Genomic DNA, 18747 nt, shown 5'->3' with positions numbered 1-18747 from the left:
TGCGAGGGCCGGCCAACGGCCGGCGCTACCCGCCCAAACGTTAAGCGCTTTGCGATTAACGCTTGGGCTGCAACATCGTCCCGGTGCACTTCTTCGAGCCGCAGCGGCATTCCCAGATCTTCTTCAGGCGCGCGGTGTGGCGCTCGGCCAGGGTGATGCCGTAGTTGTAGGTCAGCTCGTCGCCCGGCTTGATGTCCTTGATCGCCTCAATGAACACCTTGTCCTCGCGGCGGTTGTCACCCTCGGCCTCCTCGATCACCGCCTCGCAGTTCGGGTCGCAGCTGTGGTTCAACCAGCGCGCGTCGTTGCCCTTGTAGTTGGCATCGATGACGTAATCGTCGTTCAGGGTGAACAGGAAGGTGTGACCGCTTTCCACATCCCCGGTATCATCGGCATCCACGTCGGCGTGGCTGCGCAGCAGCCCCTTGTACTGGATGACCCGTTCGCCCTTCTTGAGCGGCGCCAGCGCGAACACGCCATTGCCGTGGATGGAGGACTTGCGGGCTTGGATCTTCTTGGGCATCTGGCTGGCCGTTGCGTTGGGATGTCCGATTCTCGCTTAATCCTTGTGATTCTGACCACCTGAACAGGACGGGTTGGATGCCCGGGCATAAAAGCGTACAATTTCAGTCCGCTTTATGGCTCTGCCCTATCCATGCTCCGCGTTACCAAGCTCACCGATTACGCCACCGTCGTCCTGACCGTGCTCGCCGCGCGCCCGGGCGAGGTGCTCAGTGCGACCGAGCTGGCCGAATTCGCCAGCCTTGAGCCGCCCACCGTCAGCAAGCTGCTCAAGCCGCTGGCCCAGGCAGGGCTGGTCGAAGGCCTGCGCGGTGTGCGCGGCGGCTACCGGCTGACCCGCGCGGCCGACCAGATCAGCCTGTTCGAGATCGTCGAAGCCATGGAGGGCCCGCTGGGCCTGACCGAGTGCGCGCACGACCATAGCCAGTGCGGACGCGAGCTGCAGTGCGGCGCGCGCAGCAGCTGGCGGCTGATCAACGACGTGGTGTCCGAAGCACTACGCAAGGTCAGCCTGGCGCAGATCCTGCCCCCTCTTCCCCTTGTTGATGCCACCCGCCGCGTGATCGCGGCGGATGTCGTCTCCTGATCCACAGGCAGCCCCCATGGCCACCGATACCCTCGACACCGTCGCCCCCGGCGACACCCCCAACCGCGAGATCCACGAGCAGCTCGGCCGCAAGTATTCGGCCGGCTTCATCACGGACATCGAATCGGACTCGCTGCCGCCCGGCCTGGACGAGGACACCATCCGTGCCCTGTCGGCCAAGAAGGAAGAGCCGGAATGGATGACGGAATGGCGCCTGGCCGCCTACCGCCACTTCCTGACCATGCCGATGCCGAACTGGGCCAAGCTGCAGATCGCCGCCATCGACCTGCAGGCGCTCAGCTACTACTCCGCGCCGAAGGGCCCGAAGTACGCCTCGCTCGATGACGTGCCCAAGGAACTGCTGGACACCTACGACAAGCTGGGCGTGCCGCTGCACGAGCGCGCCAAGCTGGCGGGCGTGGCCGTGGACGCGGTGTTCGACTCGGTCTCGGTCGGCACCACGTTCCGCAAGGAACTGGCCGAGAAGGGCGTGATCTTCTGCTCCATGTCCGAGGCCATCAAGGAACACCCCGAACTGGTCAAGCAGTACCTGGGTACGGTGGTGCCGGTGGGCGACAACTACTTCGCCGCGCTGAATTCGGCCGTGTTCTCCGACGGCAGCTTCGTGTTCATTCCCAGGGGCGTGCGCTGCCCGATGGAACTGAGCACCTACTTCCGCATCAACGCCGGCCACACCGGCCAGTTCGAGCGCACCCTGATCATCTGCGAGGACAAGGCCTACGTGTCCTACCTCGAAGGCTGCACCGCGCCGATGCGCGATGAGAACCAGCTGCACGCAGCGGTTGTGGAGCTGGTGGCGCTGGACGATGCCGAGATCAAGTACTCCACCGTGCAGAACTGGTACCCCGGCGACGAGAACGGCGTGGGCGGCATCTACAACTTCGTCACCAAGCGTGCCGAATGCCGTGGTGCGCGCAGCAAGGTCACCTGGACCCAGGTCGAGACCGGTTCGGCCATCACCTGGAAGTACCCGTCCTGCGTGCTGCTGGGCGACGACTCGGTGGGCGAGTTCCACTCGGTGGCGTTGACCCACCATCGCCAGCAGGCCGACACCGGCACCAAGATGATCCACATCGGCAAGCGCACCAAGAGCAAGATCGTCAGCAAGGGCATCAGCGCCGGCCGTGGCCAGAACACCTACCGCGGCCTGGTCAAGGTGGACCGCAATGCCGACGGCGCGCGCAACTATACCCAGTGCGATTCGCTGCTGATCGGCAAGACCTCCGGCGCGCACACCTTCCCGTACATCGAGGTCAAGAACCCGAGCGCGACGGTGGAGCATGAGGCGACGACCTCCAAGATTTCCGACGACCAGATGTTCTATTGCCGCGCGCGCGGCATCGATCAGGAAAATGCGGTGTCGATGATCGTGGATGGCTTCTGCAAGCAGGTGTTCCGCGAGCTGCCGATGGAGTTTGCGGTGGAGGCCAAGAAGCTGTTGGAAGTTTCGTTGGAAGGGTCTGTGGGCTGACCACCAGCGCGCCTTCGTTTGATTTTTTTTGCCACGCATGGCGTGGCACTACCGGATTCGTATCATGCTGAAGATTGACAACCTGCACGCCCGCATCGGCGAAAAAGAAATCCTCAAGGGCCTGTCGCTGGACGTGAAGCCTGGCCAGGTGCACGCCATCATGGGCCCCAACGGCGCCGGCAAGTCCACCCTGGGCAACGTGCTGGCCGGCCGCGAGGGCTATGACGTCAACGAAGGCAGCGTGCTGTTCGAAGGCAACAACCTGCTTGAGCTGGCGCCGGAAGAACGCGCCGCCGCCGGCCTGTTCCTGGCCTTCCAGTACCCGGTGGAAATCCCCGGCGTGAACAACACCTACTTCCTGCGCGCCGCGCTCAACGCCCAGCGCAAGGCGCGCGGCGAGGAAGAACTCGATTCCATGCAGTTCCTCAAGCTGGTGCGCCAGAAGCTGGCCGTGCTGCACCTGAAGGACGAACTGCTGCACCGGGGCGTCAACGAAGGCTTCTCCGGTGGCGAAAAGAAGCGCAACGAGATCTTCCAGCTGGCCGTGCTCGAGCCGAAGCTGGCGATCCTGGACGAAACCGATTCGGGCCTGGACATCGACGCGCTCAAGAGCGTGGCCGACGGCGTCAACGCGCTGCGTTCGCCGGACCGTTCGTTCCTGGTCATCACCCACTACCAGCGCCTGCTCGACTACATCAAGCCGGACGTGGTGCATGTGCTGGCCGACGGCAAGATCGTGCAGAGTGGCGGCCCCGAGCTGGCCCTGGAACTGGAAGCCCACGGCTACCACTTCCTGAAGGACCGCGTGGTGCCGGAGGCAGCGTTCTGATGAGCGTCCTGCTGGATTCCCTCGCCAGCGGCTTCTGCGGCAGCGACGCCCGTCGCGCCGAACTGGACGCCGCCCTGCAGGCCGGCCTGCCCGGTCCGCGTTCCGAAGCCTGGAAATACACCTCGCTGCGCCAGTTGGAACGGCGCAGCTTCAGCCCCGCCCCGCTGTCGGCGCCGCCGGTGGACACCGCCCTGCTGGACGGCATTGCCGCGCCGCGGCTGGTGTTCGTCAACGGCCGCCCGTCGGAGGCGCTGAGCGACCTGTCGGCGCTGCCGGCCGGCGTGCAGGTGCAGACGCTTTCCTCGGCGCTCCACGCCGGTGACGAAGCACTGCGCTTCCTCGGCCGCCGCTTCGAGCGCAGCGAAGAAGTGTTCGCCCGCCTCAACGCCGCCCTCGCCGACGAAGGCGTGCTGGTACGCGTGGACGACGGCGTGCAGGTCGAGACCCCGCTGCAGCTGGTCTTCATCAGCGCCGCAGGCGATGCCGACCTGGCCTGGCACCACCGCCACCTGATCGAACTGCGCGCCGGCGCCTCGCTGGGCGTGGTCGAGCACCACCTGCATGCCGGCGATGCCGCGCACCTGGACAACACCCTGGTGCACGTCCACCTGGCGCAGGACGCCGTGCTGTCGCATGCGCGCGTGCAGGCCGACAGCGCGCGCGCCACCGCCTTCCTGCGCACCGATGCCGTGCTGGCCCGCAACGCCCAGTACCGTCGTATCGACCTGGAGCTGGGCGCCGCGCTGAGCCGGCATGAGCTCAACGTGCGCCTGGAAGGCGACAACGCCCAGCTCACCGCCAACGGCGTACTGCTCGGCAACGGCCGCCGCCACATCGACACCCGCCTGGGCATCGAGCACATCGCGCGTGATACCGCGTCGGAGATGGTGTGGCGCGGCGTGGCCGCCAACCGCAGCCGCGTGGTCTTCCACGGCGGCATCCACATCCGCGCCGGTGCCGACGGTACCGATGCCAACCTGTCCAACAAGAACCTGCTGCTCTCGGCCGACGCCGAGATCGACACCCAGCCCACGCTGGTGATCGATGCGGACGAGGTAAAGGCCGCGCACGGCGCGACCGTCGGCCAGCTCGACGCCAATGCGCTGTTCTACCTGCGCTCGCGCGGCCTGCCCGCCGAGCAGGCGCAGCAGCTGCTCAGCGCCGCGTTCTGCCACGAGCCACTCAATGCGCTCGACGCACGCCTGACCGCGCAGCTGCGCCAGCAGCTGGACCTGGCGTTGGCACGGGCAGGCGTGGCATGAACCTGTCCACCCCGCGCCCGCTCGCCGACACCGTCGACGCGCCCGACTGGGACCGCGTACGCCTCGACTTCCCGCTGCTGATGCGCGAAGTGCACGGCAAGCCGCTGGTGTACTTCGACAACGCCAACACCGGCCAGAAGCCGGTGCAGGTGATCGGCGCGGTGGACGAGTTCTACCGCCGCTACAACGCCAACGTCAGCCGCGCCGTGCACGCGCTCGGCACCGAAGCCACCGACGCCTACGAGGGCGCGCGCAACAAGCTGGCGCGCTTCCTCAACGTGCGTGCCAGCGAACTGATCCTGTGCAGCGGCACGACCTTCGCCATCAACCTGGTGGCGTACTCGTGGGCACTGCCGCGCCTGAAGGCCGGCGATGTCATCCTGGTCTCGCGCATGGAGCACCACGCCAACATCGTGCCGTGGCAGCTGGTCGCCCAGCGCACCGGCGCCACCATCCGCGTGGCCGAGATCACCCCGGATGGTGCGCTCGACCTGGACGCGCTGCGCAAGGCCATGACTCCCGAGGTCAAGCTGCTCGCCGTGGCCCATGTCTCCAACGTGCTGGGCACCGTCAACCCGGTGCGCGAGATCTGCCGTGAAGCGCGCAAGCGCGGCATCATCACCGTGGTGGACGGCTCGCAGGCCGTGCCGCACCGCAAGGTCGACATCGCCGCCATCGGCTGCGACTTCTACGCCATCACCGGCCACAAGATGTGCGGCCCCACCGGCACCGGCGCGCTGTGGGCCAAGCGTGAGCACCTGGATGCCATGCCGCCGTTCCTCGGTGGCGGCGAGATGATCAAGGAAGTGAGCTTCGAGGGCACCGTGTTCAACGACGCCCCGCACAAGTTCGAGGCCGGCACCCCCAACATCGCCGGCTTCATCGGCCTGGGCGTCGCGGTGGACTACCTCGAATCGCTGGGCCTGGACCACGTGGAAGCGCGCGAAGGCGAACTGCTGGCGCACTTCACCGAAGAGCTGAACAAGATCGACGGCCTGCGCATCTTCGGCACCACGCCGGACAAGGCCGCCGTGGTCTCCTTCCTGATCGAAGGCGCACACGCGCATGACCTGGCCACCCTGCTGGACCTCGAAGGCGTGGCCATCCGCTCGGGGCAGCATTGCGCGCACCCGCTGCTGCAGTACTACGGCGTTGCGGCAACGTGCCGGGCATCGCTGGCGTTCTACAACACGCATGACGAAATCGAGCGTTTCATTGCGGCCTTGAACAAGGTGCGCAAGCTGCTGGGGTAGTACGGGCGGCCACCTGCAAACTACTGAGGGAAGCAATGCCAAACGCCGCGGGAGACCGCGGCGTTTCATGTTTGATTCCGACCAGCCACACCGTCCGGCTCACCAGCCATCACTCACTCCACATATCCTGAAATCACGTACCGCTCGCCACCACGGCGGCTCGACAGGTTGTCGATGTAAACCTCTCCATCCTCGATGTACAGCTCCATTGCAGCGTCCGCTGCAAGCCGCGCGTCGAAGGTGATGATCTGGGACGCGTTGGCGAGCGCCTCGCACAGCGCGCGTGTCGTCACTTCCAGCGGGCCGGCTGCGAACTGCTCCACCAGCGCCCGCAGCCGCTCCGAGCCGCCATAGCCGTTAACCTCCAGCAGCGTAAGCACCCACAGCTCGTCCGGCTCGCACGCTGCCGCCAGAGCACCGACCAGGGTCTGCCCATCGATAGGAAAATCTCGTAGCGATCCAGCCATCTGGCGCCCCTTCGTTCCCCGCAGCAGCCCGCCCTCATTGGCTGGCCCGGTTGCGCCGCTGAGGATACGACGAATCCATGCGCGCCTCGGACCCCGGGGATCGTGCAATAATGAGAACCATTCTCATTCAAGACGTTGCATGTCGCCGTCGGCTGTCCCCACTGCTGCGAACGCCCGGTCGCTCGGCAACGCCGTACAAGGGCCCCGGCGGGACCTGCAACGCACCGTGCACGCCCACGGGCATGCCGCCCTGGTGACCACGCCCACCGCGCCCTTCACCGAGCGCCACGCCCGCCAACTGGCGGCCACCCTGACCATCGTTGCGCACGTGGGTGTTTTCGCCCTGCTGCTCTGGACCCAGGTGGCCAACGTCGCCCGCCTTCCGCCGCCGCCGGCCGAGCGCACCCAGCTGTTCCTGATTCCGCCGCGCGCGCCCGAAGTACCGCTCGAAGACATCGTCGCCCCGACGCCCAGCACGGCGGCCACCGTGCAGCAGCAGCGGCCCGAACCGCCGCGCCCGCTGCCGCCCACGCCGCCACGCGCCGTGGCCAACTGGATAGTGCCGCCGCCCACGCCGCCGCGACCGGTCACCGATGTGCCCGCGCCCCTGCAGCAGCAAGCCTCGGTCGCCGCCGCACCGCCCAGCCCGCCGCTGCCACCGGGGCCGAGCGAGACCCCGCCCGGCCGCGACAGTTGGGAGGGCCGGGTGATGGCACAGCTGGAACGCTTCCGCCGCTACCCCCACGCAGCGCGAGCGCGCCGCATCGAGGGCGTGGTGCAGATGCGGGTAAGCGTCGCGCGCGATGGCCGCCTGTTGGCGCTGTCGGTGGAGCAGAGCTCGGGCCAACCCACGCTGGATCAGGCCGCGCTGGACACGTTCCGCCGCGCCGCGCCGTTGCCGCCGGTACCCGATGAGCGCCCCGCGCCGGTGGAACTCTCGTTCCCGGTCGAGTTCTTCATGCGCTGACCGGCGCGCCGGTCATTCCTCCAGCGCCTGCACCGCCCTGCCGATCTGCTCCACCAGCAACTGCGTGGAATGGTCGGGCTGGCTGGCATGCGAGCGCTTGGCGGCCGTGTGCGCTTCTTCGAGCAGCGCGTGGCGTAATACCGGATCACCCTCGACCTCGGCCGCGGCAAAGCGCCTGGCGGCGAGGTAATACAGCTCCTGTGCGTCGCCCAGTGCACAGGCCCGCTCGCGCCATTGTTCAGCCAGCACGTCATTGCCCAGGGTTGCCTCGTAATGCGCGATCAGCCGTTTGATCGCGACCACATCGCCGGCATCGGCCGCCTCCATCACGGCAGCCTTCTCCCGCCCGGAAATATGGTCGCCCGCATCGCTGGCGGCGCACGCGGTCATCAGCGCAACCAACATCAGGATCGACACCTTTTTCATGACCTACCGCCGGGAGTGAAAGAGTGCTGCCTGCCCTGCGCCGGCTATCGGCGCGGCACGGTGCGTCGCATCGGACGGGCAGCCGGCACATCGTAGGGGCGCGACCCAGTGGCGGCTAACTCAGTGTGCCTATGGCTTTTCGAGGCGTGATTCACAGGCTGCGACGTTTCGCCAGATTCCGTACATCATGGAAAAGGATGTACGGAAAATAGGGTGCATTACGACATCCGAAGCAAGGTCCGGGCTACGACGCGGCGTCCCGAATCTCCTCCACACCCCGCCCGCGCCGCCTTAGAATGTCGCCATGAGCACCCTGACCTTCCGGGCGGCCACCGCCGCCGACATTCCCGCCCTGATCACCCTGGTCACCTCGGCCTACCGTGGCGATGCCAGCCGCGCCGGCTGGACCACCGAAGCCGACATGCTGGACGGCGCGCGCATCGATGCGCAGGGGCTGCAGGCCGACCTGGCCCGCCCACGCAGCACTATCCTGCTGGCCGAACGCGACGGCAAGCTGCTGGCCTGCGCGCACGTCGCCGACGACCACGGCAAGGGTTACTTCGGCATGTTCTCGGTGGACCCGGCCCAGCAGGGGGGCGGCATCGGCAAGCAGGTGATGGAGGCCGCCGAGGCCCACGCCGCGCGCGAATGGGGCGTGCCGGTGATGCAGATGACGGTCATCGACATCCGCGACGAGCTGATCGCCTTCTACGAGCGCCGAGGCTACCAGCGCACCGGCATCAAGAAGCCGTTCCCGTACGGCGATGAGCGCTTCGGCGTGCCCAAGCGCGACGACCTGCGCTTCGAGATCCTCGAGAAGCCGCTGGCGACGCACGCATGAGCGAGACCTGGACCTTCGTGTGCGCCACGGCCGAGCTGCTGCCCGGCGAGATGAAGAGCACCTTCGACGAAGTGACCGGCACGCCGATCGTGGTGTTCAACCTGGACGGCGAGCTGTACGCGCTGGAAGACCAGTGCACGCACGAGGAGTTCGAACTCTCGTCGGGCACCTTCGATACCACCGAAGGCAGCATCGAGTGCGTGCTGCACAGCGCGCGCTTCGACGTACGCGACGGCCGCGCCCTGTGCGCACCGGCGTATACGGCCGTGCCCAAGTTTCCGGTGAAGCGAGAATACGACGGGGTCTGGACCCGCGACGACCGCGACTGAGGCTGGGGTCACGGCCCGTCCCCACCTGAATGGGGATATTTTGAAAACGCGAATTGTTAGCATTACCATAGGCGTTGCGACCAACCGGTCGCGCCTGTCGGATCCCGCGTGTCTGCCAACCGTGCCATCGTCGGTGCCCTCGCCCTGTGGGCCACGCTCTGCGTGGTGCTGCTGGCGTGCGCCACGCACGGCCCGGCACGCGACACCCATGCCCTGATCGGGGTCCAACTGCATGCCGCCGTCGCCGGCACGTTGAACCTGCCGCCGGCCCCTGCGCCGGAAATGCCCGTGTCCGATCCGGCTGCCGCAGACACCAGCGTCGATACCGAGTCCCCCAGCCCGCTTCCGGCTGCCCGCCTGCGCCGCACGGCGTGGGTGGCCCGGGTGCCGCTGTGGTCGGCCGATGCGCTGCGCTGGCAGCGGCTGGAACCGTCGCTCCGGCTCAACCCCGGGCACGCCCCTCCGTACGCCTGATCCCGGCGTCCACGCCCTGCGTGGATGCCCGCCGTGGCCGCGCCTGAGCGGTCGCCGTTTCGCCTCTGCTGCACCCCTTGTCTGTTCACTTCCACGCGCCGTGACCGCCTGCCAGGCGTCCGGCTACCGTCCGCACATCCAGGAAACTCCATGACCGTCCGTCCGACCCCGCTGTCGTCCGCGCTGCTGCTCGCCATTGCCGCCCCTGCCCTCGCCCACGCCGAAACCGATGCTGCCAACGAGCCGCAGCGCGCCACCGAACTGGACGGCGTGGACGTGCATGGCGAACGCGTGCGCCCGCAGTCGTCGAAGTTCACCGCGCCGCTGCTGGATACGCCCAAGTCGGTCAGCGTGATTTCCCAGCAGGTGATCGAGCAGACCGCCGCCACCACGCTGCTCGACGCCTTGCGCACCGTGCCGGGCATCACCTTCGGTGCCGGCGAAGGCGGCAACCCGACCGGCGACCGGCCGTTCATCCGCGGCTTCGACTCTGCCTCGGACATCTACGTGGACGGCCTGCGTGATGCCGGCAGCCAGACCCGCGAAGTATTCGCGATCGAGCAGATCGACGTGGTCAAGGGCCCGAGTTCGGCCTACTCCGGTCGTGGCTCGGCCGGCGGCACCATCAGCCTGGTGAGCAAGACGCCCAAGCTGGACAACTTCGTGCAGGGCTCGCTGGTGGCCGGTACCGACAGCTACCGCCGCGGCACCTTGGACGCCAATGAAGTGATCGGCGACGGCATTGCCGCCCGCCTGAACATCATGAGCCACGACGCCGATGTGGCCGGCCGCGACGCCGCCAACAGCAGCCGCTGGGGCATCGCACCGTCGCTGGCGTTCGGCCTGAACGGCCCGACCCAGCTGCTGGTCAGCCATTACCACATGGAAACCGACGACCTGCCCGATGCCGGCGGCTTCCCGTACAGCAACCCGTTCACCACCGGCGCCAACGTGGCCCTCAACGGTGACGGCAGCCCGCTCGTGCCGAACCGCGAGGCCTATTACGGCCTGGCCGACCGCGACTTCCAGAAGACCCGCGCCGACATCACCACGCTGAACATCTCGCACGATTTCGGCGGCATCGTACTGCGCAACATCGCCCGCTACGGCGATACCCGCAACGATTACCTGTGGACCCAGCCGGACGACAGCAAGGGCAATCCGAACCTGTACGGCACGCTGTGGCGCCGTAGCAACTCGCGCGCGACCCAGACCGACAGCTTCATCAACCAGACCAGCCTGTCCGGCGAATTCGAGACCGGTGCACTGCGCCACAGCTTCAATGCCGGCGTGGAATACAGCGACGAGAAGACCGTGCGCGGCAGCTTCCTGATCGGCGACGTGGTACGCCCGAATGGGCAGACCACCGCCGGTACCAACAACCCGATCACCGGCAACCAGAGCTGCCCGACCACCGGCGCGGCGACCGGCTACAACTGCACCGACTTCGCCAACCCGAATCCGAACGATCCGTGGGCGTCGCTGCACACCTTAACCCGCAGCAACCCGCTCAATGACGTGCGCCAGACCACGCGCACCAAGTCGGCCTACGTGTTCGACACCATCAGCTTCAGCGAGCAGTGGATGCTGAACCTGGGCGCGCGCTTCGACGACTACAAGACCCACCAGTTCGTGCCGACCGCCGCGCCCAACCTGCAGAACCTGCGCAACAACAGCTCGTTCTGGAACGGCCAGGCCGGCCTGGTGTTCAAGCCGGCCGAGAACGGCAGCATCTACCTGTCGTGGGGCACCTCGTCCACGCCGGTCGGCGTAGACGGCGGCGACGGTGCCGACGGCATCAGTGCCACCATCCAGGACCTGCAGCCGCAGCGCAGCCGCAACATCGAGCTGGGTACCAAGTGGGACCTGTTCGATGCGCGCCTGTCGCTGACCGGTGCGATCTTCGAAACCGAGATGACCAACGCACGCGTGACCAGCGATGCGGGCACCACGCAGAATGCCGGCCGCAAGAAGGTCAAGGGTGCCGAGATCGGCTTCAGCGGCACCGTGCTGGAAGGCTGGCAGGTGTTCGGTGGCTACACCTACCTGGATGCGGTGGTGGAAGACAACGGCTTCGTCAACACCGGCACGACCGCCGCGCCGATCTGGTCGCCCTCGCCGTTCAACGGTAACCAGTTCCCCAACACCGCCAAGCACAGCGCCAGCCTGTGGACCACCTGGGCACCGTCGTTCGTGCCGGGCCTGAGCCTGGGCGTGGGCGCCAACTACGTGGACAAGGTGTACGGCAACGTCAACAACACCAAGTGGGTGCCGTCCTACACCCGTTGGGACGCGATGGTCGGCTACCAGTTCAACCCGCAGTACAGCCTGCAGTTGAACGTGCAGAACCTCGCCGACAAGACCTACTTCACCAAGGCGTACGCGTCGCACTACGCTGCCATCGCGCCGGGCCGCTCGGCGACGCTGGCCTTCAACTTCAAGTTCTAAGCGATACGTCCTCCTCCCGCGCTCCGGCGCGGGAGGAACTGGAGCCGATCATGCTGCTGCACATTCCCGACGTCCTCACCGCCGAGCAGGTTGCGCTGGCGCGCAAGCAGCTGGCCACCGCCGGCTGGACCGACGGACGCCTTACCGCGGGCTACCAGTCCGCGCAGGCCAAACACAACCTGCAGTTGCCCGACTCCGACCCGGCCGCGCGTGCGGTCGGCTCGGCCATCCTCGATGCGCTCGGGCGCAACAGCACCTTCTTTTCCGCCGCGCTGCCGCGCCGCATCTTCCCACCGCTGTTCAACTGCTATCAGCAGGGCCAGACCTTCGGCTTCCACATCGACAATGCGGTGCGTTACGACTACAGCGTGGAGGGGCAGCCGCAACCGGTCCGCACCGACCTGTCGGCCACGCTGTTCCTGAGCGACCCCGACGAATACGAAGGGGGCGAGCTGGTCATCGAGGACACCTACGGCAACCAGCGGGTGAAGCTGCCGGCCGGCCATATGGTGCTGTACCCGGGCACCAGCCTGCACCAGGTCACCCCGGTCACGGCCGGTGCACGCCTAGCCTCGTTCTTCTGGATCCAGAGCATGCTGCGCGACGATGGCCAGCGCCGCCTGATGTGGGATCTGGACGTCTCGATCCGCCGCCTCACCCATGACCACCCCGAACACCCCGCGCTGGTGAACCTCACCGGCGTGTATCACAACCTGCTGCGGCAATGGGCCGATGTCTGAGCCCGTCGCTGCGTTCGATGTGACTGCACTGGCCGAGCAGCTGCAGCGCGATCCTGCGGCGGCCCTGGACACGCTGCAGGCCACCGCCCAGCGCGGCGATGCGCAGGCGCAGTACCTGCTGGGTCAGGCCTGCATGGAAGGCCGCGGCCTGCCGCAGGACCTGCCGGCCGGCATGCACTGGTTCGAGCGGGCCGCGAATGCGGGGCTGGCGATCGCCATGAACATGCTGGGCCGCTGCCATGAGCTGGGCACCGGCACCGCGGCCAATCCAGCACTCGCAGCGGTCTGGTACCGGAAGGCGGCCAACGAAGGGCTGGACTGGGGCATGTACAACCTGGCCAACCTGCTGGGCACCGGGCGCGGCGTGGCCCGGGATGCGCCCGCGGCATTCGCGCTGTACCTGCAGGCCGCGCGGCTGGGCCACGCCAAATCGATGAATCTGGTCGGCCGCTGCCTGGAGGACGGCATCGGGGTGGCCGCCGACCCTGCCGCCGCGCCTGCGTGGTACCGGCGTTCGGCCGAGGCGGGGGATTTCCGCGGGCAGGCCAGCCATGCCTCGATGCTGCTGGCGGCCGGTGAGGTGGATGCGGCGGTGGTATGGCTGCAGAGGGCATTGGCGCAGGGCAGCCCGTCGTTCTTGGCGCATATACGACCGACGTTGGCCGCGTCGCCCCATCAGCAGGTTCGGGCGCTGGTGCAGGGCTGACATTCCGCGCAGCCACGCATGGCGTGGCTCTACGTGTGATTCACCGTCCAGTAGAGCCACGCCATGCGTGGCTGAATGTCCGATTCGCGCATCAAAACGACCGGATCTGTAAATCATTCCTATTTGCGTTTGTTACGAACGCTCTCTACAATCCCCGCCGCGTCGGACCTCCCGGCGCGCTTACAGGGATTCCACCTTGCGCCACCCGCACCGCCACCGCAGCTTTGCCCCCGCCATGCGCGGGCAGCGTCCTGCGTTGGCGACGGTGCTCGCCTGGCTGGCCCTGCTGTCGATGCTGCTGGGTGCCCTGCCGCTGTTCGAACCGCACCTGCCCGGCACCGCTCCGCTGGTGCTGCAGTTGCCGGCAGAGGAACGCCCCGGCGGTGAGAGCCGCACGCAGGAAGAGGCGCCGGCCAAGCCGCGCCGCATGGCCAGTGCGCGCCTGGCGGCAACGCCGCCGCGCCTGCCACATCCGCCATTGCCTGTATCGCTCGATGCGCTGATGGCCACCCTGGCCGAGCTGCCACCGCAGGTCGCACCCACCATCGATTCTGCCCCGGCGACGCCGCTGCCGGCGGCACCCGGCATGCGCGTCCAGCGCGGCCAGGCCCCACCGCAGGGCTGATTCCGCGCGCGTCCGCGACGGTGCTCCTGCACGTCCCCGGTTGACCGCACCGCCCCTGCCCGCCCTGCGGGCCCCCCGCTGATTTCCGATTCCGCTGCGGCCGCCGGCCACGGCGTTCCCGCGTTCGCATCCTTTTCGAGGTATCCCCCATGGCCCAGCGCCATCGTCGTCGTACGTCCCTGTCCCGCTGCACGTTGAGCGTTGCCCTGCTGGGTGCACTCAACGCACCTGCCTTCGCCAACGGCGATGCCAGTGGCACCAAGACCCTGGACCAGGTGGTGGTGACGGCCTCGGGCTTCGAACAGAAGATCACCGACGCCCCGGCCAGCATCAGCGTGGTCAGCCGCGAAGAGTTGAGCAAGCGCCCGTACACCAGCCTGGTGGATGCGCTGCGCGACGTGGAAGGCATCGACGTCGGCATGGAAACCACCGACAAGAACGGCCGCGCTACCATCTCCATGCGCGGCATGCCGTCCGAATACACGCTGGTGCTGATCGATGGCCGCCGCCAGAGCAACGTGGGCCAGCTGTACCCGAACAACTTCGGCGGGGGCCAGTTCTCGTACCTGCCGCCGCTCGATGCCATCGAACGCATTGAAGTGGTGCGCGGCCCGATGTCCACGCTGTACGGCTCGGACGCCATGGGCGGGGTGATCAACATCATCACCCGGCGCAACCAGGACAGCTGGCACGGCTCGGTCACCCAGGGCTTCACCGTGCAGCAGGACGACCAGTTCGGCGATGCACGCACCACCGACTTGTACCTGAGCGGCCCGCTGGTGAAGGAGCGGCTGGACATGTCCGTGCGCGGCAGCTACTACGACGCCAAGGCCTCCAACCCGGAATGGGACGACCTGCCGCTGCCGGACGGCACCCTGTGGGAACGCAGCATCGGCTTCGGCGGCGGCGGCAAGGCGGTGGCCAACACCAACTGGAACACCGGCCTGCGCCTGAGCTGGCACATCAACGACGACCACGACCTGTCGCTGGACTACGACGTCTCGCGCCAGAAGTACGACAACAGCGAAGGCCAGACCGGCACGCTGGACAGCCTTGCCAGCCTGTGGCGCGTCGGCAACGCGACCATTCCCAATCCGAACGGCACCGGCACCGTCACCCGCCGCGTCGTGCAGCCGCGCGTGGGCTACACCGCCTACCAGCGCTACGAGCGCGACCAGCTGGCACTGACCCACCAGGGTCGCTATGCATTCGGCACCTGGCAGACCACGCTGACCCATACCACCAGCAACAACCTGGGCCGCTCGCTGCCGCTGACCCTGGACGAACGCGCCGACCTGCAGACGCTGTGGAACGACGTCTGCCGCCGCACCGGCGCGGCCAACAACTGCGCCGCCGGCCGCACCAATGCGCTGACCGCATTGAACCCGGCGGAGCTGGCGCGGCTGGAAGCGTTCCTGCCGCGCCCGCTGCGCACGATGGAGCTGGAAGGCTACGTGCTGGACACGATGCTGGACATGAGCTTCGGCGCGCACAAGCTGACCGTGGGCGGCCAGTACAACGACACCGACATGACCGACGGCGTGTTCGGCATGGATGGTGCCGGCTACCGCGACAACGTGAAGCAGCAGCACCGGATGTGGTCGGTGTTCGCCGAAGACAACTGGGCGCTGACCGACACGCTGACCGCCACCGTGGGCGTGCGCTATGACGACCACAACATCTTCGGCAGCCACGTCAGCCCGCGCGCCTACCTGGTATGGAATGCCAGCGATGCGTGGACCTTCAAGGGCGGCGTGAGCACCGGCTACAAAACCCCGCGCCCGGACCAGCTGTTCCCCGGCGTGACCGGTTTCGGCGGCCAGGGCGTGCTGCCGCTGGTGGGCTCGCCCAACCTGCAGCCCGAAACCAGCACCAACTATGAGATCGCCAGCTACTACGAAGGCGAGCGCTGGGGCTTCAACCTCACCGGCTTCTTCAACAAGTTCGACGACAAGATCGCCAGCGGCGGCACCTTCCCGAACTGCGAAGTGGCGCCTGTGGGCAGCGGCTACTGCGTGGACGTCGGCCCGGGCTGGGCGGCGCTGGGCTACAGCACCTTCAGCCAGAGCGTGAACATCGACACCGCCGAAACGCGGGGCGTGGAAGCGGCCGCGCATGTGGACCTGCTCGATACCCTGCAGCTGCGAGGCAACTACACGTATACCAAGTCCGAGCAGACCAGCGGCGTGGACAAGGGCAAGCCGGTAGGCGGCACCACCACGCCGGCCAAGCACATGGCCAATGCCAGTTTGAACTGGCAGATCAGCGAGGCGGTGAGCCTGTCGCTGATCGGCGAAGGGCGTTATGGCCGCTACCGCGACACGCTGGTGACGAACGTGGGCGGGGTGAGCGATTCGCAGGTGCGCTACTACGATGACTACACGATCTTCCACCTGGGCGGCAGCTGGGACATCAATCAGTGGCTGACGGTGAACGCGCGGGTGAACAACCTGTTCGACAAGGACTTCGTGTCGCAGTCCTGCGTGTTGATCAGCGACAGCGAGTACAACTGCGTGGACGATTACGCGACGAAGGATCAGCGGCGGAGCTATTGGATTTCGTTGAACGCGAAGTTCTGATCGGAGGGGGGGCGCGACCAATAATTGCGAACCATTCTCATCAATGGTGTAATTCGGTATTCGCCCCTTTCTTTGTGACCGTGGCCACCCCTTCGCCTTCTTCCGCCGTGCAGCAACAGCAACGCCGCGGCTTCTGGCTGCGCACCCTGCACCAGTGGCACTGGATCAGCTCGGCCGTGTGCCTGATCGGCATGCTGCTGTTCGCCGCCACGGGCATCACCCTCAATCACGCCGCGAAGATCGAGGCCAAGCCGCAGGTGGTGAACCGCCAGCTGGAGCTGCCCGCCGAGCTGCTCGGCCAGCTAGGCGACCGCACCGACGGCAACGCCCCGGTGCCACGCCCCGCCGCCCGTTGGCTGGACCGTGAGCTGGGCATCTCGGTCGGCCGCCGGCCGGCTGAGTGGTCCGCCGAGGAAATCTACCTGTCCATGCCCAGCCCCGGCGGCGACGCCTGGCTGAGCATCGACCGCGAAAGCGGCGCGGTGGAGTACGAAGCCACCTCGCGCGGCTGGGTCTCCTACTTCAACGACCTGCACAAGGGCCGCAATGCCGGCCCCGCCTGGGGCTGGTTCCTGGACGTGTTCGCCGTGGCCTGCCTGGTGTTCTGCATCACCGGCCTGTTCCTGCTGCACCTGCATGCCCGCCAACGCCGCATGACCTGGCCGCTGGTCGGCCTGGGCCTGATGGTGCCGTTGCTGATCGCCCTGATCCTCATCCACTGACCCTTCCCTTCGGAGCCGCACCATGCGCGTCACCCTCACCATCGCCCTGAGCGGCCTGCTGGCCACCTCGCCGGCCTATGCCACCACGCTGGACATCAACGTCGAAGTGCCCACGCTCACCGTGGCCGAATACCACCGCCCGTATGTGGCCGTGTGGCTGGAAGGGGCCGACCAGAAGGTCGCCGCCAACCTGTCGGTCTGGTACCAGCAGACCGGGAACTCCGAGGGCCATGGCACCAAGTGGCTGCCCGACCTGCGCCAGTGGTGGCGCAAGAGCGGCCGCACGCTGGATGTGCCGGTCGACGGCGTCACCGGCCCGACCCGCCCGGCCGGCAAGCACGCGCTGTCATTCAACGACAAGCAGCCCGCCATGAAAGCATTGGCTCCGGGCAATTACACTCTGGTGGTGGAAGCCGTCCGCGAAGTCGGCGGCCGCGAACTGCTCAAGATCCCCTTCACCTGGCCGGCCACTGCCCCGCATACCGGCAAGGCGCAGGGCAGCACCGAACTGGGCCTGGTCACGCTGTCGGCCAAGCCCTGATGTTTCACTGCCCTCCCGGTCGGGAGGGCGCCCCTCACCCGTACATGGAGTTGTTGATGAAGCGCTCGCTCGTCCTAGCCGCCGCCCTGGCCGCCGTCCTTCCGTTCTCCGCTCTGGCCCACAAGGCCTGGTTGCAGCCCTCGCAGACCGTGATCGCCGGTGAAAATCCGTGGATCACCGTCGACGCCGCCGTGTCGAACGACCTGTTCTACTTCAACCATGTGCCGCTGCGCCTGGACAGCCTGGTCATCACCGCACCGGACGGCACCACGGTGCAGCCGCAGAACGCGTCGACCGGCAAGTTCCGCAGCGTGTTCGACGTCGAGCTGACCCAGCAGGGTACCTACCGCCTGGCGTCGGTCAGCAACGGCCTATCGGCCACGTGGGAAGAAGACGGCAAGCCCAAGCGCTGGCGCGGCACCCCGGCGACCTTCGCCACCGAAGTGCCGAAGAAGGCGAAAAAGCTACAGGTGAGCCAGTCGGTCAACCGCATCGAAACCTTCGTCACCAACGGCACCCCGAACGACACCGCGCTGAAGCCGACCAAGTCGGGCATCGAGCTGGTCGCCGTGGGCCACCCCAACGACCTGGCCGCCGGCGAAGCCGCCAAGTTCCGCGTGCTGGTCGACGGCAAGCCGCGCGCCGGCCTGGCCTTCGAGATCACCCGTGGCGGCACGCGTTACCGCAACGCCCAGGACGAGATCAAGGTCACCAGCGACAAGAAGGGTGAGTTCAGCGTGACCTGGCCGGAAGCCGGCATGTACTGGCTGGAAACCAGCAGCGAAGACAAGAAGACCTCGCTGAAGCAGGCCAAGAGCCGCCGCCTGAACTATGTGGCGACGCTGGAAGTGCTTCCGCAATAAAGACCCGCCGGCCATAGGCCGGTCCTGCTCGTAGCGCCGGGCTCTGCCCGGCCGCTCTGGTGCCGGGCAGAGCCC

General features: G+C 67.2%; 20 protein-coding genes. 17 read left to right on the top strand and 3 right to left on the bottom strand.

What is annotated here, in order from left to right; all coding sequences use genetic code 11:
• Positions 1-55: 55 nt before the first annotated feature.
• Positions 56-523: an SET domain-containing protein gene (locus ACREPD_RS17410; RefSeq protein ID WP_313346307.1), complete on the bottom strand. Its 468-nt coding sequence runs from the start codon at positions 521-523 to the stop codon at positions 56-58.
• 132 nt (positions 524-655) lie between these two features.
• Between ACREPD_RS17410 and ACREPD_RS17405 the strand changes: the two genes are divergently transcribed.
• The 5 genes from ACREPD_RS17405 to ACREPD_RS17385 all read left to right on the top strand — a co-directional run bounded on the left by ACREPD_RS17405 (position 656) and on the right by ACREPD_RS17385 (position 5944).
• Positions 656-1108 (top strand): SUF system Fe-S cluster assembly regulator, encoded by a 453-nt coding sequence (locus ACREPD_RS17405; RefSeq protein ID WP_431600489.1) that lies wholly within the window; start codon positions 656-658, stop codon positions 1106-1108.
• A 16-nt stretch (positions 1109-1124) separates the two neighbouring features.
• Complete coding sequence (gene sufB, locus ACREPD_RS17400; protein WP_431600488.1) at positions 1125-2600, top strand: Fe-S cluster assembly protein SufB; 1476 nt, start codon at positions 1125-1127, stop codon at positions 2598-2600.
• Between the two features lie 64 nt (positions 2601-2664).
• Entirely contained in the window at positions 2665-3429 is a 765-nt protein-coding gene (gene sufC, locus ACREPD_RS17395; RefSeq protein ID WP_431600487.1) for a Fe-S cluster assembly ATPase SufC, read from the top strand.
• On the top strand, positions 3429-4691 hold the full coding sequence (sufD, locus tag ACREPD_RS17390; protein WP_431600486.1) for a Fe-S cluster assembly protein SufD: 1263 nt from the start codon (positions 3429-3431) through the stop codon (positions 4689-4691). Before sufC ends, sufD begins: the two co-directional genes overlap by 1 nt.
• Positions 4688-5944, top strand: coding sequence for a cysteine desulfurase (locus ACREPD_RS17385; RefSeq protein ID WP_431600485.1), 1257 nt, complete (start codon positions 4688-4690; stop codon positions 5942-5944). The genes sufD and ACREPD_RS17385 overlap by 4 nt, the downstream gene beginning before the upstream one ends.
• 113 nt (positions 5945-6057) lie before the next feature.
• Here the strand turns inward: ACREPD_RS17385 and ACREPD_RS17380 are convergent, their stop codons facing one another.
• Positions 6058-6411: a hypothetical protein gene (locus ACREPD_RS17380; protein ID WP_431600484.1), complete on the bottom strand. Its 354-nt coding sequence runs from the start codon at positions 6409-6411 to the stop codon at positions 6058-6060.
• Positions 6412-6637: 226 nt separating this feature from the next.
• Here ACREPD_RS17380 and ACREPD_RS17375 point away from each other — a divergent pair, with 226 nt between their 5' ends.
• Positions 6638-7378 carry an energy transducer TonB gene (locus tag ACREPD_RS17375; protein WP_431600483.1) on the top strand — a complete coding sequence of 247 codons (741 nt, stop codon included), beginning with the start codon at positions 6638-6640 and terminating at the stop codon, positions 7376-7378.
• Positions 7379-7390: 12 nt separating this feature from the next.
• Here the strand turns inward: ACREPD_RS17375 and ACREPD_RS17370 are convergent, their stop codons facing one another.
• Positions 7391-7804, bottom strand: coding sequence for a hypothetical protein (locus tag ACREPD_RS17370; protein ID WP_431600482.1), 414 nt, complete (start codon positions 7802-7804; stop codon positions 7391-7393).
• A gap of 304 nt (positions 7805-8108) precedes the next feature.
• On the opposite strand from ACREPD_RS17370, the gene ACREPD_RS17365 reads away from it, so the two are divergent.
• The 11 genes from ACREPD_RS17365 to ACREPD_RS17315 all read left to right on the top strand — a co-directional run bounded on the left by ACREPD_RS17365 (position 8109) and on the right by ACREPD_RS17315 (position 18672).
• Positions 8109-8645, top strand: coding sequence for a GNAT family N-acetyltransferase (locus ACREPD_RS17365; protein WP_431600481.1), 537 nt, complete (start codon positions 8109-8111; stop codon positions 8643-8645).
• Positions 8642-8974, top strand: a complete 333-nt coding sequence (locus ACREPD_RS17360) for a non-heme iron oxygenase ferredoxin subunit (protein WP_421568648.1) — start codon at positions 8642-8644, stop codon at positions 8972-8974. The genes ACREPD_RS17365 and ACREPD_RS17360 overlap by 4 nt, the downstream gene beginning before the upstream one ends.
• Before the next feature lie 108 nt (positions 8975-9082).
• Entirely contained in the window at positions 9083-9448 is a 366-nt protein-coding gene (locus ACREPD_RS17355) for a hypothetical protein (protein ID WP_431600480.1), read from the top strand.
• A 150-nt stretch (positions 9449-9598) separates the two neighbouring features.
• Positions 9599-11896 carry a TonB-dependent receptor gene (locus tag ACREPD_RS17350; RefSeq protein ID WP_431600479.1) on the top strand — a complete coding sequence of 766 codons (2298 nt, stop codon included), beginning with the start codon at positions 9599-9601 and terminating at the stop codon, positions 11894-11896.
• Positions 11897-11946: 50 nt separating this feature from the next.
• On the top strand, positions 11947-12636 hold the full coding sequence (locus ACREPD_RS17345) for a Fe2+-dependent dioxygenase (RefSeq protein WP_431600478.1): 690 nt from the start codon (positions 11947-11949) through the stop codon (positions 12634-12636).
• On the top strand, positions 12629-13342 hold the full coding sequence (locus ACREPD_RS17340; RefSeq protein ID WP_431600477.1) for a tetratricopeptide repeat protein: 714 nt from the start codon (positions 12629-12631) through the stop codon (positions 13340-13342). The genes ACREPD_RS17345 and ACREPD_RS17340 overlap by 8 nt, the downstream gene beginning before the upstream one ends.
• A 196-nt stretch (positions 13343-13538) precedes the next feature.
• Positions 13539-13967, top strand: coding sequence for a hypothetical protein (locus tag ACREPD_RS17335; RefSeq protein WP_431600476.1), 429 nt, complete (start codon positions 13539-13541; stop codon positions 13965-13967).
• A 149-nt stretch (positions 13968-14116) separates the two neighbouring features.
• The gene (locus ACREPD_RS17330) at positions 14117-16546 is read left to right on the top strand and encodes a TonB-dependent receptor domain-containing protein (protein WP_431600475.1); all 2430 of its coding nucleotides are present in this window, start codon (positions 14117-14119) and stop codon (positions 16544-16546) included.
• Positions 16547-16626: 80 nt separating this feature from the next.
• Positions 16627-17268, top strand: coding sequence for a PepSY-associated TM helix domain-containing protein (locus tag ACREPD_RS17325; protein ID WP_421568636.1), 642 nt, complete (start codon positions 16627-16629; stop codon positions 17266-17268).
• Between the two features lie 22 nt (positions 17269-17290).
• Positions 17291-17809 carry a DUF2271 domain-containing protein gene (locus ACREPD_RS17320; RefSeq protein WP_431600474.1) on the top strand — a complete coding sequence of 173 codons (519 nt, stop codon included), beginning with the start codon at positions 17291-17293 and terminating at the stop codon, positions 17807-17809.
• 56 nt (positions 17810-17865) lie between these two features.
• A complete protein-coding gene (locus ACREPD_RS17315; protein WP_421568634.1) occupies positions 17866-18672 on the top strand; it encodes a DUF4198 domain-containing protein in 807 nt (268 codons plus the stop codon).
• The last annotated feature ends 75 nt before the right edge of the window (positions 18673-18747 follow it).

It is taken from the genome of Stenotrophomonas sp. (genome assembly GCF_050737075.1).
Taxonomy (GTDB): Bacteria; Pseudomonadota; Gammaproteobacteria; order Xanthomonadales; family Xanthomonadaceae; genus Stenotrophomonas.
The sequence above is the reverse complement of the archived record's forward strand: the minus strand, read 5'-3'. Positions and strand labels throughout refer to the sequence as shown.